At 64.4% G+C, this 25,985-nt stretch carries 21 protein-coding genes and 3 tRNA genes; all 24 read right to left on the minus strand.

Features of this window, described 5'->3' with window-relative positions:
- Positions 1 to 31 precede the first annotated feature (31 nt).
- Positions 32 to 2,140, minus strand: coding sequence for a polyribonucleotide nucleotidyltransferase (pnp, locus tag AC3ITM_RS13025; RefSeq protein WP_489265541.1), 2,109 nt, complete (start codon positions 2,138 to 2,140; stop codon positions 32 to 34).
- Between the two features lie 147 nt (positions 2,141 to 2,287).
- Positions 2,288 to 2,548: a 30S ribosomal protein S15 gene (gene rpsO / locus AC3ITM_RS13030; RefSeq protein ID WP_038687260.1), complete on the minus strand. Its 261-nt coding sequence runs from the start codon at positions 2,546 to 2,548 to the stop codon at positions 2,288 to 2,290.
- A gap of 161 nt (positions 2,549 to 2,709) precedes the next feature.
- Positions 2,710 to 3,621 (minus strand): tRNA pseudouridine(55) synthase TruB, encoded by a 912-nt coding sequence (truB, locus tag AC3ITM_RS13035; RefSeq protein WP_489265544.1) that lies wholly within the window; start codon positions 3,619 to 3,621, stop codon positions 2,710 to 2,712.
- Positions 3,622 to 3,740: 119 nt separating this feature from the next.
- On the minus strand, positions 3,741 to 4,166 hold the full coding sequence (gene rbfA / locus AC3ITM_RS13040; RefSeq protein WP_489265546.1) for a 30S ribosome-binding factor RbfA: 426 nt from the start codon (positions 4,164 to 4,166) through the stop codon (positions 3,741 to 3,743).
- Positions 4,167 to 4,291: 125 nt separating this feature from the next.
- Positions 4,292 to 6,931 carry a translation initiation factor IF-2 gene (gene infB / locus AC3ITM_RS13045; protein WP_489265548.1) on the minus strand — a complete coding sequence of 880 codons (2,640 nt, stop codon included), beginning with the start codon at positions 6,929 to 6,931 and terminating at the stop codon, positions 4,292 to 4,294.
- A 95-nt stretch (positions 6,932 to 7,026) separates the two neighbouring features.
- The gene (gene nusA / locus AC3ITM_RS13050; protein ID WP_228884391.1) at positions 7,027 to 8,538 is read right to left on the minus strand and encodes a transcription termination factor NusA; all 1,512 of its coding nucleotides are present in this window, start codon (positions 8,536 to 8,538) and stop codon (positions 7,027 to 7,029) included.
- A 4-nt stretch (positions 8,539 to 8,542) separates the two neighbouring features.
- Positions 8,543 to 9,133, minus strand: coding sequence for a ribosome maturation factor RimP (gene rimP / locus AC3ITM_RS13055; protein ID WP_489265550.1), 591 nt, complete (start codon positions 9,131 to 9,133; stop codon positions 8,543 to 8,545).
- A 1,098-nt stretch (positions 9,134 to 10,231) separates the two neighbouring features.
- Positions 10,232 to 10,308, minus strand: a tRNA-Met gene (locus AC3ITM_RS13060).
- 239 nt (positions 10,309 to 10,547) lie between these two features.
- Positions 10,548 to 10,624 (minus strand) — tRNA-Met (locus tag AC3ITM_RS13065).
- Between the two features lie 127 nt (positions 10,625 to 10,751).
- Complete coding sequence (gene nuoN, locus AC3ITM_RS13070; protein WP_489265552.1) at positions 10,752 to 12,212, minus strand: NADH-quinone oxidoreductase subunit NuoN; 1,461 nt, start codon at positions 12,210 to 12,212, stop codon at positions 10,752 to 10,754.
- A 36-nt stretch (positions 12,213 to 12,248) separates the two neighbouring features.
- Positions 12,249 to 13,757: an NADH-quinone oxidoreductase subunit M gene (locus tag AC3ITM_RS13075; protein ID WP_489265553.1), complete on the minus strand. Its 1,509-nt coding sequence runs from the start codon at positions 13,755 to 13,757 to the stop codon at positions 12,249 to 12,251.
- Between the two features lie 23 nt (positions 13,758 to 13,780).
- Positions 13,781 to 15,985, minus strand: a complete 2,205-nt coding sequence (gene nuoL, locus AC3ITM_RS13080; protein WP_489265555.1) for an NADH-quinone oxidoreductase subunit L — start codon at positions 15,983 to 15,985, stop codon at positions 13,781 to 13,783.
- A gap of 7 nt (positions 15,986 to 15,992) precedes the next feature.
- Positions 15,993 to 16,298: an NADH-quinone oxidoreductase subunit NuoK gene (gene nuoK, locus AC3ITM_RS13085; RefSeq protein WP_228884386.1), complete on the minus strand. Its 306-nt coding sequence runs from the start codon at positions 16,296 to 16,298 to the stop codon at positions 15,993 to 15,995.
- Positions 16,295 to 16,954: an NADH-quinone oxidoreductase subunit J gene (locus tag AC3ITM_RS13090; protein WP_489265557.1), complete on the minus strand. Its 660-nt coding sequence runs from the start codon at positions 16,952 to 16,954 to the stop codon at positions 16,295 to 16,297. Before AC3ITM_RS13090 ends, nuoK begins: the two co-directional genes overlap by 4 nt.
- A 6-nt stretch (positions 16,955 to 16,960) precedes the next feature.
- Positions 16,961 to 17,449 (minus strand): NADH-quinone oxidoreductase subunit NuoI, encoded by a 489-nt coding sequence (gene nuoI, locus AC3ITM_RS13095; RefSeq protein WP_228884384.1) that lies wholly within the window; start codon positions 17,447 to 17,449, stop codon positions 16,961 to 16,963.
- 3 nt (positions 17,450 to 17,452) lie between these two features.
- Complete coding sequence (gene nuoH, locus AC3ITM_RS13100; protein ID WP_489265559.1) at positions 17,453 to 18,544, minus strand: NADH-quinone oxidoreductase subunit NuoH; 1,092 nt, start codon at positions 18,542 to 18,544, stop codon at positions 17,453 to 17,455.
- Positions 18,541 to 20,790, minus strand: coding sequence for an NADH-quinone oxidoreductase subunit NuoG (nuoG, locus tag AC3ITM_RS13105; protein WP_489265561.1), 2,250 nt, complete (start codon positions 20,788 to 20,790; stop codon positions 18,541 to 18,543). The genes nuoH and nuoG overlap by 4 nt, the downstream gene beginning before the upstream one ends.
- Positions 20,787 to 22,127: an NADH-quinone oxidoreductase subunit NuoF gene (gene nuoF, locus AC3ITM_RS13110; RefSeq protein ID WP_489265562.1), complete on the minus strand. Its 1,341-nt coding sequence runs from the start codon at positions 22,125 to 22,127 to the stop codon at positions 20,787 to 20,789. Before nuoF ends, nuoG begins: the two co-directional genes overlap by 4 nt.
- A 3-nt stretch (positions 22,128 to 22,130) precedes the next feature.
- Entirely contained in the window at positions 22,131 to 22,658 is a 528-nt protein-coding gene (gene nuoE, locus AC3ITM_RS13115) for an NADH-quinone oxidoreductase subunit NuoE (protein ID WP_121038421.1), read from the minus strand.
- Between the two features lie 94 nt (positions 22,659 to 22,752).
- The gene (locus AC3ITM_RS13120; protein ID WP_489270105.1) at positions 22,753 to 23,982 is read right to left on the minus strand and encodes an NADH-quinone oxidoreductase subunit D; all 1,230 of its coding nucleotides are present in this window, start codon (positions 23,980 to 23,982) and stop codon (positions 22,753 to 22,755) included.
- An 89-nt stretch (positions 23,983 to 24,071) separates the two neighbouring features.
- Positions 24,072 to 24,824, minus strand: coding sequence for an NADH-quinone oxidoreductase subunit C (locus AC3ITM_RS13125; protein ID WP_489265564.1), 753 nt, complete (start codon positions 24,822 to 24,824; stop codon positions 24,072 to 24,074).
- A gap of 32 nt (positions 24,825 to 24,856) precedes the next feature.
- Entirely contained in the window at positions 24,857 to 25,411 is a 555-nt protein-coding gene (locus AC3ITM_RS13130; protein ID WP_019182677.1) for a NuoB/complex I 20 kDa subunit family protein, read from the minus strand.
- The gene (locus tag AC3ITM_RS13135) at positions 25,402 to 25,758 is read right to left on the minus strand and encodes an NADH-quinone oxidoreductase subunit A (protein WP_228884514.1); all 357 of its coding nucleotides are present in this window, start codon (positions 25,756 to 25,758) and stop codon (positions 25,402 to 25,404) included. The genes AC3ITM_RS13130 and AC3ITM_RS13135 overlap by 10 nt, the downstream gene beginning before the upstream one ends.
- Positions 25,759 to 25,870: 112 nt before the next feature.
- A tRNA-Leu gene (locus AC3ITM_RS13140) sits at positions 25,871 to 25,955 on the minus strand.
- Positions 25,956 to 25,985 lie beyond the last annotated feature (30 nt).

Below are 25,985 nucleotides of genomic sequence, written 5' to 3' on the forward strand. Positions count from 1 at the left end.
CGGTCATTGCCTACCCGGACGTACCGGCCGATTACTCGGCGGTGACGCCCTCGCCTTCTTCGACGGCCTTCATCGACAGGCGGATACGGCCCTGCTTGTCCACTTCCAGCACCTTGACCTTGACCACATCGCCTTCCTTCAGCACGTCGCCGACCTTCTCGACGCGGTCGCTGGAGATCTGCGACACGTGCACCAGGCCATCCTTGCCCGGCAGGATGGTGACGAACGCGCCGAAGTCCATGATCTTGGCGACCTTGCCTTCGTAGATGCGGCCCGGCTCGACGTCCGAGGTGATCTGCTCGATGCGGGCCTTGGCAGCCTGCGCGGCAATCGCGTTGACCGAGGCGATGATGATGGTGCCATCGTCCTGGATGTCGATCTGGGTGCCGGTTTCCTTGGTGATGGCCTGGATGGTGGAACCACCCTTGCCGATCACTTCGCGGATCTTGTCCGGGTGGATCTTGATGGTCAGCAGGCGCGGCGCGTAGTCCGACAGCTCCTCACGCGGCGCGGTCAGGCCATGGGCCATCTCGCCCAGGATGTGCAGACGGCCGGCCTTGGCCTGCTGCAATGCCTGCTTCATGATCTCTTCGGTGATGCCTTCGATCTTGATGTCCATCTGCAGGGCGGAGATGCCCTCAGCGGTACCGGCCACCTTGAAGTCCATGTCGCCCAGGTGGTCTTCGTCACCCAGGATGTCGGACAGGACGACGAAACGCTCGCCTTCCTTGACCAGGCCCATGGCGATACCGGCCACCGGCGACTTGACCGGCACGCCGGCGTCCATCAGGGCCAGCGAGGAGCCGCAGACCGAAGCCATCGACGAGGAGCCGTTGGATTCGGTGATTTCCGAGACCACGCGGATGGTGTACGGGAAGGCTTCCAGCGACGGCATCACTGCCAGCACGCCGCGCTTGGCGAGGCGGCCGTGGCCGATTTCGCGACGCTTCGGGCCCATCATGCGGCCGGTCTCACCCACCGAGTAGGGGGGGAAGTTGTAATGGAAGAGGAAGTTTTCCTTGTACTCACCGGCGACGGCATCGATGACCTGGCCATCACGGGCGGTGCCCAGGGTGATGGTCACGATCGCCTGGGTTTCACCGCGGGTGAACAGCGAGGAGCCGTGGGTACGCGGCAGGATGCCGGTCTTCACGGCGATCGGGCGGACGGTGTCCAGCGCACGGCCGTCGATGCGGACCTTGGTGTCCAGCACCGAGTTGCGCATGGTGCTGTATTCCAGCTCGCCGAATTCCTTGGACAGTTCGGCCGGGTTCCAGCCTTCGGCGGCCACGCGGCCAGCCAGCGACTCGACCACGTCCTTCTTGATCGCCGAGATGGCGTCACGGCGCTGCAGCTTGTCGCGCACCTGGAAGGCTTCGCCCAGGCGCGGGCCGATGGCTTCCTGCAGGGCGCTGATCAGCACCTCGTTCTTGGCCGGCGCGGTCCAGGTCGACGGCTTGGTGCCCGCTTCCACGGTCAGCTCGTTGATCGCGTTGATGACCTTCTGCATTTCGCGGTGACCGAAGGTCACGGCGCCCAGCATCACGTCTTCGGACAGCAGCGCCGCTTCGGATTCCACCATCAGCACGGCGTTGGCGGTACCGGCGACAACCAGTTCCAGCTCCGAGTCCTTCAGTTCGGTCACGGTCGGGTTGAGGATGTACTCACCGTTCTTGTAACCGACCTTGGCGGCGGCGATCGGACCCTTGAACGGGGTACCGGCCAGCGACAGCGCGGCCGAGGCGCCGATCAGGGCAGCGATGTCGCCATCGATGTCCGGGTTCAGCGACATCACCGTGGCGATGATCTGCACTTCGTTCTTGTAGTCTTCCGGGAACAGCGGACGGATCGGGCGATCGATCAGGCGCGAAATCAGCGTCTCTTTTTCGGTCGCGCGGCCTTCGCGCTTGAAGAAACCGCCCGGGATACGGCCACCTGCGTAGAACTTCTCCTGATAGTCGCAGGTCAGGGGGAAGAAGTCCTGGCCCTCACGCGCGCTCTTGGCGGCAACGGCGGAGACCAGCAGCACGGTGTCGTCGAACTTGACGATGACGGCACCGCCGGCCTGACGGGCGATTTCGCCGGTTTCAAGCGTGACGGTGTGCTTGCCGTACTGGAAGGTTTTGGTGATTTTTGCCACGGGGGTTTCCTTGGATGATGCTTTCTTCAATGGACCGCAGGCGACCCTTGCCGCCGACGGGTGACCGGTTGTCCGGCCCAGGCGTTTATTGCGGTACTGCCAAAACAAAACCGCGGCGCATTCCTGCGCCGCGGTGGGGGTTCGTGCTTAGCGACGCAGGCCGAGCTTTTCGATCAGGGCCTTGTAACGCGGAGCGTCTTTCTTCTTCAGGTAGTCGAGCAGGCTGCGGCGACGGTTGACCATCTGCAGCAGACCACGACGGCTGTGGTGATCCTTCTTGTGGGTCTTGAAGTGGCCGGTCAGCAGCTCGATGCGGGCGGTCAGCAGGGCGACCTGGACTTCCGGGGAGCCGGTGTCGGCGGCGCTGCGCTTGTTGTCTTCAATGACTTTCTGGGTGTCGATCGACATTTTGTTTTCTCTTGGATGCGTGGCCCGCAGAAACGTCCCATTGACGTACCGCGCGACTCGCCGTTAACGAAAGGATGAACCCGCACAGGCAGGAAGCCTGAAAAGGCCGCGAAATTGTAACGGGCGCAGCCTCCCGGGACAAGGACCGGTGGTGGCGCCGGTCAGAGATTGAACCGCCGCTGCGGCGCCAGCCGGCCGGTCGGATCGACCTGGCCCAGGCCCTGCAGCACCTGCTCGGGGCCGTATACGGCAACCGCGCCCTGGGGCCAGCCGGCATCGCGCAGGCGCTGGCCCAGGCAGAAGCGGCGGGTCTGTTCAGCATCCAGGTGGACCTGCCGATAGTGCGCCAGGCCGGCGTCCAGCGGCAGCAGCAGGGCGTCCATGGCCGCCTCGTCGCCCTGCCCGGCCAGCTCGCGCAGGGTCTCCAGGCTGACCATCGGGGCCCCGCCGAACGGGTCCACCCACAGCCGCCGCAGCCCGGCGATATGCGCACCGCAGCCCAGGGTTTCGCCCAGGTCGCGGGCCAGGCTGCGGATATAGGTGCCTGAACCGCAGGTCACGCGCAGCGACAACCGGGTCGGCTGCTGGTCCAGCACTTCAATGGCATGTACGTGCACCTGGCGCTCGGGTGCCTCGATCGCCTCGCCGCGGCGCGCCTTCGCATACAGCGGCTCGCCGCCCTGCTTGAGCGCCGAATAGATCGGCGCGCGCTGCAGGATGTGGCCCTGCAGCGGGGCCAGGGCCGCGGCCAGGGTGTCGGCGCTGATCGCCGGCACCGGCCGTTCGCGCAGCACCACCCCGTCGGCATCGTCGGTGTCGGTGGTCTGGCCCAGCACCACCTGCGCGTCGTAGGCCTTGGCCGCGCCCAGCAGCAGGCCGGCGATCTTGGTGGCCTCACCGAAGCACAGTGGCAGCAGGCCGGTGGCCAGCGGGTCCAGGCTGCCGGTGTGGCCGCCCTTCTCGGCGCGGTACAACCGGCGCGCGATCTGCAGCGCGGCGTTGGAGCTCATGCCGGCCGGCTTGTCCAGCAGCAGGATGCCGTCCAGGCGACGGAAGGAAATTCGGGTAGTCATGCCATCGGTTCACTCGGCGCCTTGCGGCGCGGCCGGGAAATCCGGCGTCCGGCGGCGCGGTCGTTTGCCGACCCGGGCACCGCCCCACAAGACAACAGCCCTTGCGGGCTGTTGGTCCATCAATCGGTTTTGTTGCCGCTGTCGCCATCGCCGGCATCGTCGTCGCCGTCCCCACCCTCGCGGCTTTTCTCGGCCGCCAGCGTGTCGGGCAGATCGCGCAGGATGTTGTCGATGCGCTCGCCACGGTCCACCGAATCATCGTAGTGGAAGTGCAGCTCGGGCACGTGGCGCAGCTTCATCGCCCGCGCCAGTTCCATGCGCAGGCCCCAGGCCAGTTCCTTCAGGCCCTTCATCGCTTCCACCGAACGTTCGGGCATCAGCGCGGTGACGAAGATCTTGGCGTGGGCCATGTCACGGGTGATCTCCACGTCCGAGACGCTCACCGAAGGCAGGCCGTGTTCACGCACCGCGTTGTGCACGAGCGTTCCCAGTTCACGGCGGATCTGGGCGGAAACACGGTCGGTTCGATGGAAGGTCTTTGGCACGGGGAGCTCTTGATTCAGGTGTCGCCCGACCAACGGCCGGGCGCTACGGGTATACGGAACCCGACCTGCGGTCGGGCGCTACGGCTGCGGCACACCCGACCAACGGTCGGGTGCTACCGCCGGCATTACAGGGTGCGCGGCACTTCGATACGCTCGAAGCACTCGATCTGGTCGCCCGGCTTGACGTCGTTGTAAGCCTTCACGCCGATACCGCATTCGGTACCGTTGCGGACTTCATCCACGTTTTCCTTGAAGCGACGCAGCGATTCCAGCTCGCCTTCGAACACCACCACGCTGTCGCGCAGGACGCGGATCGGCTTGCTGCGCTTGACCGTGCCCTCGATGATCATGCAGCCGGCGACCGCACCGAACTTCGAGCTGCGGAACACGTCGCGGACCTGGGCGATGCCGATGATCTCTTCGCGGATTTCCACGCCGAGCAGACCGGAAGCCACCTGCTTCACCTGATCGATCACGTCATAGATGATCGAGAAGTAACGCAGGTCGACGCCATTGGATTCAATGATGCGTCGCGCCGAAGCGTCGGCACGCACGTTGAAGCCGATCACGGTGGCCTTGGAGGCAACCGCCGAATTGGCGTCCGACTCGGTGATGCCGCCCACGCCGGAATGGATCACGTTGATGCGGATGTCGTCGTTGGACAGCGCCACCAGCGCCTGGCTCAGCGCCTGCACCGAACCCTGCACGTCGGCCTTGATCACCAGGTTCAGCACCTGCTGGCCATCGCCCTTGCCCAGGGTCGCCATGATGTCTTCCATGCGGCTGCCGGCAGACTGCACCAGGCGCGATTCGCGGCGCTTGATTTCGCGCTGCTGCGCCACTTCCTTGGCCAGGCGCTCGTCCTCGACCACCACGAAGTCGTCGCCGGCATCGGGCACGCCGGACAGACCCAGCACCTGCACCGGGATCGACGGGCCGGCCTGTTCGGGCTGCTTGCCGGTTTCATCGAACAGCGCACGCACGCGGCCGTACTGGATACCGCAGACCAGGTAGTCGCCCTTCTTGAGCGCGCCCTGCTGCACCAACACGGTGGCGATCGGGCCACGGCCCTTGTCCAGCGAGGATTCGATGACCACGCCGCTGGCGCGGCCATCGGGCACGGCCTTCAGTTCCAGCAGTTCAGCCTGGACCGAGATCGCGTCGAGCAGGTCGTCGATGCCCAGGCCGGCCTTGGCCGAGATCTCGACCATCTGGATGTCACCACCGAAGTCTTCGGACACGACCTGCTCGGTAAGCAGTTCGTTCTTGACCCGCATCGGGTCGGCACCGGACTTGTCGATCTTGTTGATCGCCACGATCAGCGGCACACCCGCCGAACGGGCGTGCTGGATGGCTTCCTTGGTCTGCGGCATGACGCCGTCGTCGGCAGCCACCACCAGCACCACGATGTCGGTCAGCTTGGCACCGCGGGCACGCATGGACGTAAACGCCGCGTGGCCGGGGGTATCCAGGAAGCTGATCACGCCCTTGGGCGTTTCAACGTGGTACGCACCGATGTGCTGGGTGATGCCGCCGGCTTCGCCGGTGGCGACCTTGGTGCGGCGGATGTAATCCAGCAGCGAGGTCTTGCCGTGGTCGACGTGGCCCATGATGGTGACCACCGGCGGACGTGCCGCCGGCTCGCCCTGGTTGCCGCCGGACAACGCCAGCAGCGCGTCTTCGGCGTCGTTGGTGTTGGCACGGATCACGTTGTGGCCGAGTTCTTCGGTCACCAGCGCGGCGGTGTCGTGGTCGATGGTCTGGGTGATGGTCGCCATGACGCCCATCTTGAACAGCGCCTTGACCACGTCGCCGCCCTTCAGGGCCAGCTTCTGCGCCAGGTCGGCGACGGTGACGGTGTCGCCGATGGTGACGTCACGCACGACCGGTGCGGTCGGACGCTCGAAACCATGGCTGCCACCGCCGCTGCGCGACTGGTTGCTGTCACGGCGGCCGCCGTGCTGCACGCGCCCGGTCGGACGACCGCGCGAGTTGCTGTTGTTGCCACGACGGGCGCGGTCGGCGGCCGACAGGTGCAGCTGGCCGGCGAAGCGGTTGCCGCCATCGTCGTCGCGCTTGGCGCCCGGCCGGTTGTTGTTGTTGTTGTTCGAGTTGCGGTCATCCGCACGCGGGGCCGGGCGCGCAGCCGACGGCGCCGACGGGCGCGCGGCGCGGGCCGGGGCCTCGGCAGCAGCAGGCCTGGCGGCAGCCGGGGCCGGCGGTGCGTTCTTGGCCGCTTCGGCAGCGGCTTCGGCGGCCTTGCGTTCGGCTTCGGCGCGCTCCTTGGCGTCGACCTCTTCCTGGCGCTTGCGTGCGATTTCCTCGTCGCGCGCACGGTCCTTCTCGGCCAGTGCACGCTGCTCGTCCAGATTGCGCTGGCGGGATTCCTCCAGCTTGCGCAGGATGTCGGCGCGCTCCTCATCCGGCGTCATCGGCTTGCCGCTGGCGTCCTTCATGTAGGTGCGCTTCTGGCGCACCTCGACGTTGACGGTGGTCTTGCTGCGGCCGGCGCTGATGGTCACTTCCTGCAACTTGCGACGGTTGAGGGTGATCTTCTTGGCTGCCTCGTCGGTACTCTCGACGGGCTGCTCGGTCTTGCCGTGCGAACGGCGAAGGAAGCCCAGGAGCTTGACCTTCTCGGTGCTGGTCACGACCTGGTCGGGACCGCTGAACTTCATGCCGGCTTCGGCAAGCTGTACGAGCAGTTTATCGACCGGGGTGTTGACCAGTTCGGCAAGCTTGCGGATGGTGGTTTGCTGCGACATTCGGATCCTATGATCTGGTTGGCGCTCCCTCGAAACGTGCGAAGGCAGCGCGGAGTCTAAGCCCTGAGCGGGTCAGGGCACTGTTCATCGCTGGCTCATTCGCCGCGCTCCAGGCGGGCGATCTCCTCGGCTCGGGCGGCAAGGATCAGGGCGGCGGCGCGCCCCTGGTCCATGTCCTCGATACCGAACTCGAGGATCTCGTCGGCGGCCAGGTCCGACAGGTCCTCACTGGTACGCACGCCATGAGCGGCCAGGGCGTAGGCGGTTGCCTCGTCCATGCCTTCCAGGGCGAGCAGGTCTTCCGACGGTGAACCGTCCTCCAGACCTTCTTCCACCGCCAGCGCCTCGTTGAGCAGCGCATCGCGGGCACGGGCACGCAGCTCTTCGACGATGTCTTCGTCGAAGCCTTCCACGGCCAGCAGTTCGCCGACCGGGACGTAGGCGATTTCTTCCACGGTGTTGAAGCCTTCGGTCACCAGGATGGCGGCGATTTCTTCATCCACTTCCAGCTTGTCCATGAACAGCTGACGGGCAACGCCCTGCTCTGCCTCGGACTTGGCGGTCACCTGGTCCTGGGTCATCACATTGAGCTGCCAACCGGTCAGGCGGCTGGCCAGACGCACGTTCTGGCCGCCCTTGCCGATCGCCTGGGCCAGGCGCTCTTCGGCCACGGCCAGGTCCATCGAGTGCTTTTCTTCATCGACGATGATCGACTGCACTTCGGCCGGTGCCATCGCATTGATGACGAAGTTGGCCGGGTTCTCGTTCCACAGCACGATATCCACGCGCTCGCCGTTGAGCTCATTGGACACGGCCTGCACGCGCGAACCGCGCATGCCGATGCAGGCACCGATCGGATCGGTACGCGCGTCGTGGGCCAGCACGGCGATCTTGGCACGGTCGCCCGGATCGCGCGCGCAGGCCTTGATCTCGACCAGGCCCTGGCCGACTTCCGGCACTTCGAGCTTGAACAGTTCGATCATGAATTCCGGCGCGGCGCGGCTGATGAACAGCTGCGGGCCACGCGGCTCCGAACGCACTTCGGCCAGGTAACCGCGCACGCGGTCGCCGGCACGCAGGACGTCGCGCGGGATGCCCTTGTCCTTGGGGATGAAGGCCTCGGCGTTGCCGCCCAGGTCGACATAGATGTTGCCGCGCTCGGCGCGCTTGACCACGCCGGTGACCAGTTCGCCGACACGGTCCTTCCACGCATCGACCACCTGCTGGCGCTCGGCTTCGCGCACGCGCTGGACGATCACCTGCTTGGCGGCCTGTGCGGCGATACGGCCGAAGTCCGGGTTTTCGATCTGTTCTTCGATGTAGTCGCCCACGTCGACGCCGTCGGCTTCGTCGATGGCGTCCATCAGGCGGATCTGGCGATCGGGCGATTCCATCACCACGTCATCGGCCACCACTTCCCAGCGGCGGAAGGTTTCGTAGGTGCCGTCCTTGTGGTCGATCGACACACGGGCCAGCACTTCCTGGTCCGGGTAACGCTTCTTCGCTGCCGATGCCAGTGCTGCCTCGATGGCGTCGAAGATCACTTCACGCGGAACGCCCTTTTCATTGGCGACCGCATCCACTACCAGCAAAAGTTCCTTGCTCATTGGCTCACTCCGCGCGCGGCTTCTTGGCCGCCGGCTCGTTGGATGGTTTCTTGTTCGCCTTGCCACCCTGTTTGGGGGCCGGGCCAGTCGGTTTGGTCGGAGCCAGGCCGAGGGCGGCCCAATCCGGCATGATGCGTGCCTTGTCGATGTTCTCGACGTCGGCGGTGAACGGGGAGTTGTCGACCTTGAAGGTGACCGTACCCTGTTCGTGATCCACGGCGAGAATCTCGCCCTGCAGGCGGCGGCGGCCGTCCTGCGGAAGTTTCAGCGTCACCTTGGCCGATTCGCCGATGGCGCGGGTGAACTGCTCGGCGGTGAACAGCGGGCGGTCGACGCCCGGCGAGGACACTTCCAGCGTGTAATTGGCGCTGATCGGGTCTTCCACGTCCAGCTGTGCGGACACTTCGCGGCTGACGCGCTCGCAGTCGTCGATATTGACGATGCGCTCGGGCTGTTCGGCCAGCGGCACGTCGATGTACAGGCGCAGCGTCGCACCACCCGGGGCAGTGAGATATTCCACGCCCAGCAGCTCCAGACCCAGCGACTGAACGGTGGGGGCGAGCAGATTCGCGATTTCAGTTGCCTTGTCGCTCACAGTCGGCCTTGATTCGTTGAAAGAGGTACGGGGTGGCCAGCATCACTGGCCCGGTCCCACTGAACATGTTCCGGAAACAACAAAGGGCCCGCAGGGCCCCTTGTCCGGTACAACTCCGGTCATGCTGGATTCCGGTAGCCCCAACGCGCGCGGTGCGCGTTGCGGCGAGCCCAGACTCCCGGGGGTCACGGCGGCCTGGTTACAGGGTGCCGTTCCTGGAAGCCGGTAGCGGACCCATTCGCATCCCTTGGCAGGATACGCATGGACAGTCCGCTAAGCCGCTGATGATAGCCGTTGCACCGCGCTGGTGCAATGGCTTGGGGTAGTTGCGGCCTGGCTATTGCAAAAGCTGAACAGACTGGACAATGCAGAGCGTGGATCAAAGTCGGGGCTGGCAGGCTCCGTCGCGGGTGCCGGCACGGGTGGGTTGGCGGGACACGCCGTGAATCCCGCTCCGCGGCCCGGCCCAGCCGCTGGCGGCTGTGCGTTCAGTCGCATGCGAGGCAGTGCCTCCCATGCAATGCGCCTTCACCCCTGGAGGCTCGTGGGCGCCATCCGTGGCGCCCAACGGTCCCGCCAACCCACCCGCGCCGGCACCTGGATGCAAATGGGCCAGCCATTAAGATCAAACAAGGCAGCGCTACGCGCCATTAACCAAGCCAGATCCCTGCCCCACCCCACACCACCACCCACCCATCAAAATCAAACAACACACCCGACCAAAACCTCAGCACCTGGCGACACGGCGAAAGAAACCGAAAGCAGAGCCAGCCGTTGATCTTCGTTGCACACCGACACTCTACGGAGGCGCTGACATGGGTGGGTTTGCGGGGCCCTCCAGCGCATGGATGCGCTGGCGGAGCTTACACGGACGTACTTGCAGCGTGCCCCGCGGGCCCACCCATGCCAGCGCCCTGCCAGATGCCCCCGCACCGAATTTGATCGTGCTCTGGCTTCAGCCTTTGCTCTGGCTTCAGCCTTTGCCCTTGCTTTCGCCCTTGTCTCGAAAAAAAAACAACCCAACCCCCACAACGAAAAAAGCGACCCCGTTTCCGGAATCGCTTCTTCGTCTACTGCATCTGCACTGCAGATTTTCTGTGGTAGCGGGGGCAGGATTTGAACCTGCGACCTTCGGGTTATGAGCCCGACGAGCTGCCAGACTGCTCCACCCCGCAGCAGAAGCGGAATTGTAAGGGAGTTTGATCTCCCGTGCAAGCCCTTTGAAACATTTGACCTTGATGGCCATGGCGCCATCGCCTGCGTGATCGGGACGACGCAAGCGGTCAGGGGCCAGCCCTGCCCCGCACGCGTCGATCATCCGTAGGGACGACATCCGGGCCTGCAACGAAAAAGGCGACCCCGTTGCCGGGATCGCCTGATTCGTCCACTGCACCCGGTTTGCACCGGGTCAATATGGTAGCGGGGGCAGGATTTGAACCTGCGACCTTCGGGTTATGAGCCCGACGAGCTGCCAGACTGCTCCACCCCGCAGCAGAAGCGGATGAGTTGGCGCACCAACCAGCGGCTGGTACCTACCGCAACGATATTCTGGCGAAACCGCTGCATCAACAACTCAGGAAACGAATATTACACTAATTGCGCAGTTTTGTATCGTTTTTTACGCAAGATGTGCAAATGCCTGCTGGCACCACACCATGATCGGGTTCCAGGCCAGACCCAGCGCCAGCAGCGCCAGGGCATTCACGCCCAGCACCACGCCCAGCACGCGGTCGTTGTTGGCCGGCAGCGGTTCGCCCACCGGCTCATCGAAATACATGACCTTGATCACGCGCAGGTAGTAGAAGCAACCGATCACCGCGCAGAGCACGCCCAGCAGCGCCAGCCACAGCATGCCGCCGTTGATCGCCGCGCCGAGTACGGCCAGCTTGGTCCAGAAGCCCAGGAACGGCGGAATGCCCGCCATCGACGCCATGATGCACAGCACCAGGCCGGCCATCCACGGGTTGCGCGCGTTGAGGCCCTTGAAGTCTTCGATCTTCTCGGCTTCAAAGCCGTTGCGCGACAGCGCGATGATCGCACCGAAGGCGGCGGTGGACATGATCGCGTAGCTCAGCGCATAGAACAGCGCCGCGGCATAGCCACGCTCGCCGCCACCGGCGATGCCCATCAGCAGGAAACCGATGTGCGAGACCGTGGAGTAGGCCAGCATGCGCTTGAGGTTGCTCTGCGCGATCGCCATCAGGTTGCCGATCACCAGCGACAGCGCCGCCAGACCGCCGATCAGGTACTTCCATTCCGGCGACAGCGGGCCAACGCCCACTTCCAGCAGGCGGTAGGCCATGCCGAAGGCGGCCAGCTTGGGCGCCGAGCTGATGAACAGCGCCACCGGTGCCGGGGCACCCTGGTAGACGTCGGGCAGCCACATGTGGAATGGCGCGGCACCGAGCTTGAAGGCCACGCCGGCAATCATGAACACCGCGCCGGTCAGCAGCAGCACCTTCTCTTCGGTATGCGGGATCGCCGCATGGATCGCGTCCAGGTGCAGCGTGCCGGTGGCGCCATAGATCAGCGACATGCCGTACAGCAACAGGCCCGAGGCCAGCGAACCGAGCACGATGTACTTCATCGCCGCCTCGGTGGCCAGGCCATTGTCGCGGTTGCTGGCCACCAGTGCGTAGGAGCACAGCGCCAGCAGTTCCAGGCCAAGGTAGACCATCAGCAGGCTGCCGGCCGAGACCAGGATCATCATGCCGGCGGTGCCGAACAGGATCAGCACCGGGATCTCGCCCTGGTACAGATCGCGCTCGCGCAGGTAGCTCCAGCCGTAGACCAGGGTCAGGCCGCTGCACAGCACCACCACGGTTTTCATCACATCGGCCGCGGTATCGCGGACGAACATGCCATGGAACACCTCCCCCTGCCCGCCCACTCCGGTGGCAAGCATGAAGAGCACGGCAGCCAGCGCGGCGACCGACAACAGATGGGTCCAGATCTTGTTCTCTTTGCTGATGAACAGATCGAGGATCAACAGGGTGAACGCACTGGCGATCAGCACCAGCTCGGGAGCGAGCGGCGGCAGGTCAGCGGCGGTCAGTGGCAACAGCGGCGAGGTGGTCATCATCAAATCCTGGAATCAATACTCTCGACGGCCCGATTACAGCAGCTTGCTGGATGCAATCTGCATCGCCAGCTTCGCGATCGAGGGCTCCATCAGGTCGGTCAGCGGCTTGGGGTACAGGCCCAGGGCAAGGGTGCCCACGGCAAATACACCCAGCACCAACCATTCGCGACCGTTGATGTCCTTCAGTTCGGCGACATGGGCATTGGCCACTTCACCGAAGAACACGCGCTTGTACAGCCACAGCGTATACGCCGCGGTGATCACCAGGGTGCTCGCCGCCGCCAGTGCCAGCCACGGATTGCGCTGGAAGCTGGCCATGATGATCATGAACTCACCGACGAAACCGCTGGTACCCGGCAGGCCGGCATTGGCCATGAAGAACAGCATGGCGAAGGTGGCAAACCACGGCATCACGTTGACCACGCCGCCGTAATCGGCGATCCGGCGGCTGTGCATGCGGTCGTACAGCACGCCGACGCAGGAGAACATCGCGCCGGACACGAAGCCGTGCGAGACCATCTGCACCATCGCACCCTGCAGGCCCAGGCGGGCCGCATCGGCGCTCTGCGCGTCACGCACCAGCCACAGCGCGATGAAGGTGCCCAGGGTGACAAAGCCCATGTGCGCGATCGACGAATAGGCGATCAGCTTCTTCATGTCGTCCTGCACCAGGGCGACCAGGCCGACGTAGATCACCGCCACCAGCGACAGCGCGATCACCAGCCAGGCCCACTCGTGCGAGGCGTCCGGCACGATCGGCAGGTTGAAGCGCAGGAAGCCGTAGCCACCGATCTTCAGCGCGATGGCGGCCAGGATCACCGAACCGGCGGTCGGCGCCTCGACGTGGGCGTCGGGCAACCAGGTATGCACCGGGAACATCGGCACCTTGACCGCGAAGGCGATCAGGAACGCGAAGAAGATCCAGGTCTGCTCCTTGCCGGTCAGCTGCAGCTGGTACAGGTCGGCCAGCTGGAAGCTGCCGCCCTTCAGGTACAGGTAGATCAGCGCCACCAGCATCAGCACCGAGCCGAGGAAGGTGTACAGGAAGAACTTCAATGCCGCGTAGATGCGGCGCGGGCCGCCCCACACGCCGATGATCAGGAACATCGGGATCAGCATCGCTTCGAAGAACACGTAGAACAGCATCGCGTCGGTGGCGGCAAAGATGCCCACGGTGACGCCTTCCAGGATCAGGAAGGCGGCCACGTACTGGTTGACCCGCTTGTCGATCGCGCTCCAGGCGCCGATCAGCGCCAGTACCGAGACCAGCGTGGTCAGCAGGATCAGCGCGATGGCGATGCCGTCCACGCCAAGGTTGTAGCCGATGTCGTAGGCGGGGATCCAGGCGCGGGTCTCGACGAACTGCAGCGCGTCGTTGCCCACGTCGTAGCCGCTGAGCAGCAGCAGGCTGGCCGCGAAGGTCAGCACCGCCACGCCCAGCGACGCCCAGCGGGCGGTTTGGGCGTCACGGATCGCAAGGATCAAGGCACCGCCGAGGATCGGCAGCCAGATGAGAATGCTAAGTAGGGGCCAGTTCGACACGTCTTCTTATTCCGTACAGGTCATCAACGCAGGTAATGCATCAGGACGCCCAGGAGGGCAATCAGGCCGATGATCATCGCGAAGGCGTAGTGATAGAGGAAACCGGATTGGGTGCGACGCAGCAGGTTGGCCGCCAGATCGATCAGGCGCGCCGAACCGTTGACCACCACACCATCGACGATATTGCTGTCGATCGCGCGCGAAACCTTGCCGAGCTTGATGCCGCCACCGGCGAAACCGCCGATCCAGAGCTTGTCGAAGCCGTACTTGTTCTCCAGCACCGACACGATCGGCGCGAAGGTCTTGCGGGCCTTGCCGGCCAGTTCCGGCTTCCACAGGTAGAACAGCGCCGCCAGCAGGAAGCCTGCCAAGGTCAGCCATACCGCAGGGCCCTTCATGGCGTGACCGACAAAGCCCAGCGGGCCATGGAACTCACCGGCCAGCGCACCGATGGTGTCTCGCGCCGGGACGTAGAAATCAACGATGCCGGTGAAGAACGAATGCACCTGTCCCGGGATCGCGTGCTCGGCGTGGGTCCCCTTCCAGTCGGTGCCGTACAGCATCGGGCCGATGCTGAAGTAACCGATGAAGATCGAGGGAATCGCCAGCAGGATCAGCGGCAGGGTGACCACCCACGAGGTTTCATGCGGTTCATGCGGGCCGTGACCATGGCCGTGGTCGTCATGATGCGCGTCGCCGTGGTGGGCGTCGGCAGCATGTGCATCGGCGCCATGCGCGTCGGCATGATGATCATCATGGCCATGCGCGTGGTCGTCATGCGCATCGCGGAAACGTTCCTTGCCATGGAAGGTCAGGAACAGCAGGCGGAAGCTGTAGAAGCTGGTCACGATCACGCCACCGAGCACCGCCCAGTAACCATATGTGGCCACCCAGTTGGAGGAAATCTCGGCGTGGTGCTTGGCAGCCTCGATGATGGTGTCCTTGGAGTAAAAGCCGGAGAAGAACGGCGTACCGACCAGGGCCAGCGTACCGATCCACATGGTGACGAAGGTGATCGGCATGTACTTGCGCAGGCCGCCCATCTTCCGCATGTCCTGCTCGTGGTGCATGGCGATGATCACCGAGCCCGCGCCGAGGAACAGCAGCGCCTTGAAGAAGGCGTGGGTCATCAGGTGGAACACCGCCGCCGAATAGGCCGACACGCCCAGCGCCACGGTCATGTAACCCAGCTGGGACAGCGTGGAGTACGCGACGACGCGCTTGATGTCGTTCTGCACGATGCCGATCAGGCCGGTGAAGAACGCGGTGGTGGCACCGATGAACAGCACGAAGTTCAGCGCGGTCTGCGACAGCTCGAACAGCGGCGACATGCGGGTGACCATGAAGATGCCCGCGGTGACCATGGTCGCCGCGTGGATCAGCGCCGAGATCGGGGTCGGGCCTTCCATCGAGTCCGGCAGCCAGACGTGCAGCGGCACCTGGGCCGACTTGCCCATCGCACCAATGAACAGGCAGATGCAGATGACCGTGGCGATCGACCAGATCACCGGGTCGCTCAGCACCTCGAAGGAGCTGCCGAACAGGTTGATCGTGCCCGACCAGATCTGCAGCTGCGCATCGGGGTGGGCCAGGATCGGGGCGTTGGCGAACACGGTGGCGTAGTCCAGCGTACCGAACACCCACAGCACCCCGGCGATGCCGAGAATGAAACCGAAATCGCCGACGCGGTTGACCAGGAACGCCTTCATGTTGGCAAAGATCGCCGTCGGGCGCTTGAACCAGAAGCCGATCAGCAGGTACGACACCAGGCCCACCGCTTCCCAGCCGAAGAACAGCTGCAGGAAGTTGTTGCTCATCACCAGGGTGAGCATCGAGAAGGTGAACAGCGAGATGTAGCTGAAGAACCGCTGGTAGCCCGGGTCATCCTGCATGTAGCCGATGGTGTACACGTGCACCAGGAACGACACGAAGGTGACCACGACCATCATCATCGCGGTCAGCTTGTCGATCATGAAGCCGACGTGGGCCGAGTACTGGCCGACTTCGAAGAACGTATAGATGTTCTCGTTGTACGGCTGCGCGCCACCCCACAGCAGCATGTACAGCACGTAGCTGGACATGATGCAGCTGGCGGCGACGCCAAGCAGGGTGACCGTCTGTGCGCCGATGCGACCGACCTGCCGGCCGAACAGGCCGGCGATGATGCTGCCGAACAGCGGTGCAAGCACCACTGCGATCAGCAGACTCTTGGAGAGAGTGATTTCCATCTACGGATCAGCCCTTCAGCGAGTCGACTTCGCCGACATTGATGGTGCGGCGGGTACGGAACAGGGTTACCAGGATCGCGAGGCCGATGGCGGCCTCGGCCGCGGCCACGGTCAGGATGAAGAAGACGAACAGCTGTCCGGCCGTATCACCCAGTTCACGCGAAAACCCGACGAAATTGATGTTCACCGACAGCAGCATCAACTCGATGGACATCAGCAGCACGATGATGTTCTTGCGGTTGAGGAAGATGCCGGCGAGGCTGATGCAGAACAGCAGCGCGCCCAGCGCCAGAATATGGCCAAGGGAAATCATGGCGTGGCCTCCCCGTCGCTGGACGGCTTGGTAGCGGTGTGCACCAGCGGCTTCTCGACGTCCATCTTGACCACGCGCAGGCGATCGGCCGACTTGACCATGGTCTGCTCGGTCGGGTTCTGGGTCTTCAGGCCGGTGCGGCGGCGCAGGGTCAGCATCACCGCGGCCACCACGGCCACGGTCAGGATGACGGCGGCGAACTCGAACGGCAGCAGGTATTCGGTGAACAGGCTGCGGGCCAGCCAGGTGATGTTGGAGCTGTCGGCGGCCAGCGCGGCGGCGTTGTCGGCCGGGAACGGATTGACCGCCCTGCCCTTCACCCCGATCAGCACCAGCATCTGCACCAGCATGGTGACGGCCACCACCAGGCCGATCGGCAGGTAGCGCACCCAGCCTTCACGCAGGTTGGAGGCGTCGATGTCCAGCATCATCACCACGAACAGGAACAGCACCATCACCGCGCCGACGTAGACCAGCACCAGGGCCACGCCCAGGAACTCGGCGCCGACCAGGATCCAGATGCAGGCCACGGAGAAGAAGGTCAGGATCAGGCACAACACGGCATACACCGGGTTGCGCACGCTGATCACCGCCGCGGCGGAGATGCCCGCCACGATGGAGAAGACCCAGAAACTGATATTTACCCAATCCATCATTCAACCTCAGCGGTAAGCGGCATCGGCGGCACGACGCTCGGCGATTTCGGCTTCAAGCCGATCACCGATGGCCAGCAGCTGCGGCTTGGTAACGATGTTTTCGCCACGATTCTCGAAGTGGTACTCGAGGATGTGGGTCTCGACGATCGAGTCCACCGGGCAGCTTTCTTCGCAGAAGCCGCAGAAGATGCACTTGAACAGATCGATGTCGTAACGGGTGGTACGGCGGCTGCCGTCCTCGCGCTTGGCCGAATCGATGGTGATCGCCAGCGCCGGGCACACCGCTTCGCACAACTTGCATGCGATGCAGCGTTCCTCGCCGTTGGGGTAGCGGCGAAGCGCATGCAGGCCGCGGAAACGCGGCGACTGCGGGAACTTCTCCATCGGGTACATCATCGTGTACTTCGGCTTGAAGGCGTACTTGAGGGTCAGCCACAGGCCCCCGAGCAGCTCAAGCAGCAACAGGCTTTTGAAGTAATGGGTAATTCGATTCATCACTTAGACGCCCTTCTGGATCACGCCGTAAAACACCATCAACGCCGTCACTGCAATCCACAGGATGGTGAGCGGGATGAAGACCTTCCAGCCCAGACGCATGATCTGGTCGTAGCGGAAGCGCGGGAAGCTGGCACGGAACCAGATGTAGGAGCTGGCGAAGAAGAACACCTTCAGCAGCAGCCACGGCCAGCCACCTTTCCAGATCCAGTCGATCCACGGCGAGATGTCCGCCGTGATCCAGCCCTGGATCGGGCTCAGCCAGCCGCCGAGGAAGAAGATCGAGATCAGGAAGCTGATCAGGATCATGTTGGCGTATTCGGCCAGGAAGAACAGCGCGAACGCACCACCGGAGTATTCGACCATGTGGCCGGCGACGATTTCCGACTCGCCTTCCACCACGTCGAACGGGGCGCGGTTGGTTTCGGCCACGCCGGACACCCAGTACACGATGAACAGCGGGAACAGCGGCAGCAGGAACCAGTCGAACAGACCGGCGTTGCCGGCCTGGGCCATCACGATGCTGCTCAGGTTGAGGCTGCCCGAGGCGATCATCACGCCGACCAGGGCAAAGCCCATGGCGATTTCGTAGCTGATCATCTGCGCCGAGGCGCGCATCGCACCCAGGAAGGCGTACTTGGAGTTGGACGCCCAACCGGCCAGGATGATGCCGTACACGCCCAGCGAGGTCATCGCCAGCAGGTAGAGCAGGCCGGCGTTGGCGTTGGACAGCACCAGCCTTGCATCGAAGGGAATCACCGACCAGGCCGCGAAGGCCGGGCCCAGGGTGATCAGCGGCGCAAGGATGAACATCGCCTTGTGCGAGCTGGCCGGCTGGATGATTTCCTTGAACAGCAGTTTGAAGACGTCGGCGAAGGCCTGGAAGATGCCCATGCCGACATACATCGGACCATGGCGCACGTGCATCCAGCCGATCAGCTTGCGCTCCCAGACCACGTAGAAGGCCACCGAGATGATCACCGGCATGGCGATCACCAGGATCTTCAGGATGATCCACAGCAGCGCGCCGATGTCGCCCAGTGACAGCAGCCACTGGTGCAGCGGGTCGACTGCGTTCAACAGCAATTCGTTCATGCGGCCACCACCGTTACGCGTGCGGCACCCAGCGGCGCGGTTGCACCGTGGCCCGATTCAATCCAGACGGCACCCGCGGCGACGCGGGCGTCGACCACCACCGGCAAGGTGGCGCGGCCGGCATCGGTGCCGACCTTGGCCATCTGCCCTTCCACCAACTGCAGGCGGGTGGCGTCGGCGCTGTTGAGCACGATGCGCGGGGCGTTGTTGAGCGGATGCGACTGCAGCGCCTGGGCGCGACGGACCACCGCATCGGTGCGGTAGATCGCCGCGGCCGAAGCCACTTCCAAGCCCTCGCCCGCCACCGGCGTGGCCGCCGAGGACGAGACGTTGACGCTGACCGGGGCCAGGCTGGCGCGCAGGCCGACCAGGTCGGTGAACTCGAAACCGGCCAGCGACATCTCGCCGCCCAGTGCACGCAGCACGCGCCAGCCTTCACGCGCCTCGCCCGGCAGCTTGCCGCCGGCACGGGCCGACTGCTCGCGGCCATCGAGGTTGGTCAGGGTGGCATCCACTTCCGGCAGTGCGCCGATCGGCAGGATCACGTCGGCGACGTCGCGGGTCGAGGCACAGGCGAACTGGCTGAAAGCCACCACCTGGGCACCGGCCAGCGCCTTGCGGGCAGCAGCGGCGTCGGCGAAATCCAGGCCCGGCTCGATGCCGTAGATGGCATAGGCCTTGCGCGGCTGGGCCAGCATGGCGTTGACGTCCTTGCCGGCCGGCAGCACGCCGGCGCGGGCCAGGCCCACGGCATTGGCGCCCTGCGGGATGCGGCACAGCTTGGCACCGGTGGCGGCGGCGAAATCACGCGCAGCGGCGCGGATCGCGGCGGCCTGCGGGTGGTTTTCGGCGATGCCACCGACGATCAGCACGGCGTTGCTCGCGCCCTTCACGGCGTCACGCAGCTCGGCGTTGCCCAGTGCGTCGATGAAGGCCGACGGGGCGACGATCTGCTTGCTGGCCAGCTTGAAGGCGAAATCGAAGTCCACCGGATTGACGGCGTGGATCTTCGCGTTGCCCGTGGTCTGCGCCTTGCGCAGGCGGGCATGCAGCAGCGGCAGCTCGTGGCGGATGTTGCTGCCGAGCACGACGATGCTGTCCGCGCCTTCGATCTCGGCCAGCGGCAGGCCGAAGACTTCGGCGGTGGCGGCGTCGGAGAAATCGCGGTTGTTGATGCGGTGATCGATGTGAGTGGTGCCCAGGCCGGCAGCGAGACGGGCCAGCAGCGCGCCCTCCTCGTTCGATGCCGACGGATGCACCAGCAGGCCGAGATCGTCGCCCTGGTTCGCAGCGAAGATCTCCTTGGCAGCGGCCAGGCCTTCAGCCCAACTCACTTCCTTCCACTCGCCGTTGACCTTGCGCAGCGGCTTGACCGCACGGTCTTCGCTGTACAGGCCCTGGTGCGAATAGCGGTCGCGATCGGACAGCCAGCATTCGTTGACCGACTCGTTGTCGCGCGGCACCACGCGCAGCACTTCGCCGCGGCGCACGTGCAGGAACAGGTTCGAGCCCATCGCGTCGTGGTAACCCAGCGATTCGCGTGCGGTCAGTTCCCACGGACGGGCGCGGAACTGGAACACCTTGTTGGTCAGCGCGCCGACCGGGCAGACGTCGACGACGTTGCCGGACAGTTCGGTGGTCAGCGGCTTGCCGTCGTAGGTGCCGATCTGCAGGTTTTCACCGCGGTACATGCCACCCAGTTCATAGGTACCGGCCACGTCGGCGGTGAAGCGCACGCAACGGGTGCACTGGATGCAGCGGGTCATCTCGGTGGCCACCAGCGGACCGATGTCCTCGTCGGGCACCACGCGCTTGCGCTCGTTGAAGCGGCTGACCGAACGGCCATAGCCCAGCGAGACGTCCTGCAGCTCGCACTCGCCGCCCTGGTCGCAGATCGGGCAATCCAGCGGGTGGTTGATCAGCAGGAATTCCATCACCGAGCGCTGGAACTTCAGCGCCTTTTCACTGCGGGTGGCGACCTTCATGCCGTCCATCACCGGCGTGGCGCAGGCCGGCGCGGGCTTGGGCGACTTTTCCACGTCGACCAGGCACATGCGGCAGTTGGCCGCGATCGGCAGCTTCTCGTGGTAGCAGAAGCGCGGGATCGGAATGCCGGCCTTGTCGGCGGCCTGGATGATCATCGAGCCCTTGGGCACGACCAGCGACTGGCCGTCGATCTCGACGGTCACGTGGCCGTCGGGTACGACGACCGGTGCCACGCCCGGGTTGTTGGGTTGCGCGCTCATGCGGCGGCTGCCTCCACCTTCTTGCCGTCAACCATCGAATGACCGTTGACGATGTAGTACTCGAATTCGTCCCAGAACTGGCGCAGGAAGCCCTGGATGGGCCATGCCGCCGCTTCACCGAACGCGCAGATGGTGTGGCCTTCGATCTGGCCGGCCACCGTCTTCAACTGGTGCAGGTCTTCCATCGTGGCCTTGCCGGCGACGATGCGCTCCAGCACACGGTGCATCCAGCCGGTGCCTTCGCGGCACGGGGTGCACTGCCCGCAGGATTCCTTGTGGAAGAACTGGCTGATGCGGCAGGCGAACTTGACGCAGCACACGCTGTCGTCGAGCACCACGATGGCGCCCGACCCCAGGCCGGTGCCTAGGGCACGCAGGGTGTCGTAGTCCATCTGCAGGCCCTTGAGTTCCTCGGCCTTCAGCACCGGCATCGACACCCCGCCCGGCACCGCGCCCTTGAGGGTGCGGCCCGGCTTGAGGCCACCGGCCATTTCCAGCAGCTCGTCGAAGGTGGTGCCCAGCGGCACTTCGAAGTTGCCGCCCTTCTGCACGCAACCGGACACCGAGAAGATCTTCGGGCCGCCGTTCTTGGTCAGGCTCAGGCCTGCGAACCATTCCGGGCCGTTGCGGATGATCGCCGGCACCGAGGCATAGGTCTCGGTGTTGTTGATCGTCGACGGCTTGCCGTACAGGCCGAAGTTGGCCGGGAACGGCGGCTTGTAGCGCGGCTGGCCTTTCTTGCCTTCCAGCGATTCCATCAGCGCGGTTTCTTCGCCGCAGATGTACGCGCCGGCGCCGAGCGCACCGTAGATGTCGATGTCCACGCCGCTGCCGAGGATGTTCTTGCCCAGCCAGCCGTTGGCATACGCGTCGGCCAGGGCCTGCTCGAAGTTCTCGAACGGCTCGTGGTGGAACTCGCCACGCAGGTAGTTGTAACCCACGGTGCTGCCGGTGGCGTAGCAGGCGATCGCCATGCCTTCGACCACCGAATGCGGGTTGTAGCGCAGGATGTCGCGATCCTTGCAGGTACCCGGCTCGGATTCATCCGAGTTGCACAGGATGTACTTCTGCATGGTGCCCTTGGGCATGAAGGACCACTTCAGGCCGGTCGGGAAGCCCGCGCCGCCACGGCCGCGCAGGTTGGACTGCTTGACCATCTCGATGACCTGCTCCGGCGAGATCTTCTCTTCGATGATCTTGCGCAGGGCGGCATAGCCACCGGTCTTGAGGTAGCTTTCGTACGACCACGGGGTGTCGTAGTGCAAGGTGGTGTAGACCACTTGGTGCGGCAGCGGCGCAGGACCGACCGGGCCAGTGGGTGCGTGATGATGTGCCATGTCTTACTCCAACCCGTCCAGCAGCTCGTCGACCTTCTCGACGGTCAGGCGCTCGTGGTAATGGCCATTGATGACCATCATCGGCGCACCGGCGCAACCGGCCAGGCATTCTTCTTCACGCTTGAGGTAGATGCGGCCATCGGCGGTGGACTGGCCGGTCTTGCAGCCGAGCTTCTTCTCGGCATGCGCGACCAGGTCTTCGGCACCGTTCAACCAGCAGCTGATGTTGGTGCAGAAGGCCACGTTGTGGCGGCCGACCTTTTCCAGCTCGAACATCGAGTAGAAGCTGGCCACCTCGTAGGCCCACACCGGCGGCAGGTCCAGGTACTTGGCGACGCCGGCGATCAACTCGTCGGTCAGCCAGCCTGCGTTCTGTTCCTGCGCGGCGTGCAGGCCCTGCAACACGGCCGAACGCTTGCGATCGGGCGGGAACTTGGCCAGCCAATGATCGATGTGCGCACGGGTCTTGTCGTTCAAGACCACCATCGGGTCGACGTCGCGCGCCGCCTCGAAATTACCTGTCGCCTTCATCGGCCGACCTCAGCGAATACGAAATCGTTGAAAAACAGAACCTGCAGCGCCGGCAGCAGCCGGCGGGTGTCAGGCATCGTGCATGCGGTTGCGGTCACCGGTCCACCTCGCCGAACACCAGGTCGTAGGTGCCGATCATCGCCACCACGTCGGCGAGCATGTGCCCGCGCACGATCGAGTCGATCGAGGACAGATGGGCAAAGCCCGGCGCGCGCAGGTGCACGCGGAACGGCTTGTTGGCGCCATCGGACATCAGGTAGCAGCCGAACTCGCCCTTGGGCGCTTCGACGGCGGCGTAGGTTTCGCCGGCCGGGACGCAATAGCCTTCACTGAACAGCTTGAAGTGATGGATCAGTGCTTCCATGTCGTCCTTCATGTCCTCGCGGCTGGGCGGGGCGACCTTGAAGTTCTTGACCATGACCGGGCCGGGGTTGGCCTTCAGCCAGGTGACGCACTGCTTGATGATGCGGTTGGATTCGCGCATCTCGGCCACGCGGCACAGGTAGCGGTCGTAGCAGTCGCCTTCCTTGCCCAGCGGGATGTCGAACTGGACGGTGTCGTACTTGGCATACGGCTGCTTCTTGCGCAGGTCCCAGGCAATGCCCGAGCCGCGCAGCATCACCCCGGTCATGCCCCACGCATGGGCCAGTTCGGGGGTGACCACGCCGATGCCGACGGTACGCTGCTTCCAGATCCGGTTGTCGGTCAGCAGGGTTTCGTATTCGTCCACGCGCGTGGGGAACTCGACGGTGAAGTTCTCCAGGAAGTCCAGCAGCGAACCTTCGCGCGAGGCGTTGAGGTTCTTCAGGGCCTTGCCCTTGTGCCAGCGCGATTCCTTGTACTTGGGCATGTGGTCAGGCAGGTCGCGGTAGACGCCGCCCGGACGGTAGTACGCCGCATGCATGCGCGCGCCGGAGACCGCTTCGTAGCAGTCCATCAGCTCTTCGCGCTCGCGGAAGGCGTACAGCATGACCGCCATCGCGCCCAGATCGAGCGCGTTGGAACCCAGCCACATCAGGTGATTCAGGATGCGGGTGATTTCGTCGAACATGGTGCGGATGTACTGCGCACGCTCGGGCGCCTCGATCCCCATCAGGGTTTCGATCGCGCGCACGTAGGCGTGCTCGTTGCACATCATCGACACGTAATCCAGGCGGTCCATGTAGCCGATCGACTGGTTGAACGGCTTGGACTCGGCCAGCTTTTCGGTACCCCGGTGCAGCAGGCCCACGTGCGGGTCGGCACGCATGATGGTTTCGCCGTCCATTTCCAGGATCAGGCGCAGCACACCGTGCGCGGCCGGATGCTGGGGACCGAAGTTCATGGTGTAGTTGCGGATTTCCTGGCGCAGTTCGGCCGGGTTGCTCGCAAAGGCCTGGTGGGCCTGGGGTTCACGCTTGCTCAGATCAGCATTCACTTTACTGCCTCCGACTGCGCGGACTCGCCGGCAGCGGTCTGGAAACGGGCGTCGTCACGGATCACGCGCGGCACGCCGACACGCGGCTCCACCGAGGTCACCGGCTCGTAGATCACGCGCTTCTTCTCTTCGTCGTAGCGCACTTCGACGTTGCCGATCAGCGGGAAATCCTTGCGGAACGGATGGCCGACGAAGCCGTAGTCGGTCAGGATCCGGCGCAGGTCCGGATGGCCCTGGAAGATCACGCCGAACAGATCGAACGCTTCGCGCTCGAACCAGTTCAGGCCCGGCCATACATCGGTCAACGAGGCCACCACCGGCAGTTCCTCGTTCGGCGCAAAGCAACGGATGCGCATCATCAGGTTGTGCTGGTAGGAGCGCAGCTGGGCGACCACGGCGAAGCGCTGCAGCGGGATCGGCTGCGGCTGGGCGCCGTCGCTGGTTTCGCCGGTGGGGAATTCACCCCAGGCGAAACGGCCGACGGCGTTGCCCTCGACGCCACGGCTGAAGCCCTGGGACGACACATCGGCCGTGTCCCATTCGTCGCTGCCATAGCCGAGGTAGTCCAGCCCGCACAGGTCAACGGCCTGTTCGAAACCGAATTCGTCGCGCAGCGCCAGGGCGGTGGCATGCCAATCAGCAGAAGGCACTTCCAGCGTCACTTCGCCGCGGGGTTCGACCACGAAGACCTGCGCACCTGCGAAACGTGCGGAAAGTCGGTCGATGAAGGAAGGTGCTTGCTCTGCCATGGGGGCTTGGCGTGCTCTTGTCAGGAGGAATGTCAGCGGGCGATGGTCTGCGTACGCCAGATCTTCTTCTGCAACTGCAGGATCCCGTACACCAGCGCTTCGGCGGTTGGTGGGCAACCGGGGACGTAGATGTCCACCGGCACCACGCGGTCACAGCCACGCACTACTGCATACGAGTAGTGGTAGTAGCCGCCACCGTTGGCACAGCTGCCCATGGAGATGACCCACTTCGGGTCCGGCATCTGGTCGTAGACCTTGCGCAGCGCCGGGGCCATCTTGTTGACCAGGGTGCCGGCCACGATCATCACGTCGGACTGGCGCGGCGACGGGCGGAACACCACGCCGTAACGGTCCAGGTCCAGGCGCGCGGCACCGGCATGCATCATTTCCACCGCGCAGCAGGCCAGACCGAAGGTCATCGGCCACATCGAGCCGGTACGCGCCCAGTTCAACAGCGCATCGACGCTGGTGGTCACGTAGCCCTTTTCAAGCAGCGGGTTGTCGCCTTCGGGGCGCAGGATGTCGTCGACCCGCCCTTCCGGGACCGGGTTGTTCATCAGGCCGTCGAGCGTCTGAATCACTCCCATTCCAGCGCTCCCTTCTTCCAGACGTAAATGAAACCGAGGAAAAGCATGCCCACGAACAGGCCCATCGTGACCAGCGAACGTGCGCCCAGCTCCATGAAGACCTGGGTCCACGGCACGATGAAGATGATTTCCAAGTCAAATACGATGAACTGGATCGCGATCAGGTAGTAACGCACGTCGAACTTCATGCGCGCGTCCTCGAAAGCCTCGAAGCCGCACTCGTACGGCGAGAGCTTTTGCAGATCAGGACGTCGGGGACCGAGGAATCGGCCAACCAGCATCAGCGATACGCCGATACCGGTGGCAACGATCAGAAACAGCAGAGACGGCAAATATTCGGCCAGCACAGCGATTCTCTCTTGCCTCTGCCGCAACGCCTGCAGGCGTGTTGGCATGGGGGAGTGGACGGATATCGAGACCCGGCGCTTTGCGCGCCGGACGAATCCGCTTACAAACAAATGGTGCCCAAGAGGGGACTCGAACCCCTACGACTTGCGTCGCTACCACCTCAAGGTAGTGCGTCTACCAATTCCGCCACCTGGGCTTACGTTCGCGATGACGGGATTGCCTCTCG

Source organism: Stenotrophomonas sp. KH_029 (assembly GCF_057839765.1).

Bases quoted from the DNA above. Each gene is read 5' to 3' on its own strand.
- rpsO (WP_038687260.1), bottom strand. From the start codon at position 2,548: ATGTCGATCGACACCCAGAAAGTCATTGAAGACAACAAGCGCAGCGCC.
- truB (WP_489265544.1), bottom strand. From the start codon at position 3,621: ATGACTACCCGAATTTCCTTCCGTCGCCTGGACGGCATCCTGCTGCTG.
- infB (WP_489265548.1), bottom strand. From the start codon at position 6,931: ATGTCGCAGCAAACCACCATCCGCAAGCTTGCCGAACTGGTCAACACC.
- nusA (WP_228884391.1), bottom strand. From the start codon at position 8,538: ATGAGCAAGGAACTTTTGCTGGTAGTGGATGCGGTCGCCAATGAAAAG.
- nuoN (WP_489265552.1), bottom strand. From the start codon at position 12,212: ATGACCACCTCGCCGCTGTTGCCACTGACCGCCGCTGACCTGCCGCCG.
- nuoL (WP_489265555.1), bottom strand. From the start codon at position 15,985: ATGGAAATCACTCTCTCCAAGAGTCTGCTGATCGCAGTGGTGCTTGCA.
- nuoK (WP_228884386.1), bottom strand. From the start codon at position 16,298: ATGATTTCCCTTGGCCATATTCTGGCGCTGGGCGCGCTGCTGTTCTGC.
- AC3ITM_RS13090 (WP_489265557.1), bottom strand. From the start codon at position 16,954: ATGATGGATTGGGTAAATATCAGTTTCTGGGTCTTCTCCATCGTGGCG.
- nuoI (WP_228884384.1), bottom strand. From the start codon at position 17,449: ATGAATCGAATTACCCATTACTTCAAAAGCCTGTTGCTGCTTGAGCTG.
- nuoH (WP_489265559.1), bottom strand. From the start codon at position 18,544: ATGAACGAATTGCTGTTGAACGCAGTCGACCCGCTGCACCAGTGGCTG.
- nuoG (WP_489265561.1), bottom strand. From the start codon at position 20,790: ATGAGCGCGCAACCCAACAACCCGGGCGTGGCACCGGTCGTCGTACCC.
- nuoF (WP_489265562.1), bottom strand. From the start codon at position 22,127: ATGGCACATCATCACGCACCCACTGGCCCGGTCGGTCCTGCGCCGCTG.
- nuoE (WP_121038421.1), bottom strand. From the start codon at position 22,658: ATGAAGGCGACAGGTAATTTCGAGGCGGCGCGCGACGTCGACCCGATG.
- AC3ITM_RS13120 (WP_489270105.1), bottom strand. From the start codon at position 23,982: ATGAACTTCGGTCCCCAGCATCCGGCCGCGCACGGTGTGCTGCGCCTG.
- AC3ITM_RS13125 (WP_489265564.1), bottom strand. From the start codon at position 24,824: ATGGCAGAGCAAGCACCTTCCTTCATCGACCGACTTTCCGCACGTTTC.
- AC3ITM_RS13130 (WP_019182677.1), bottom strand. From the start codon at position 25,411: ATGGGAGTGATTCAGACGCTCGACGGCCTGATGAACAACCCGGTCCCG.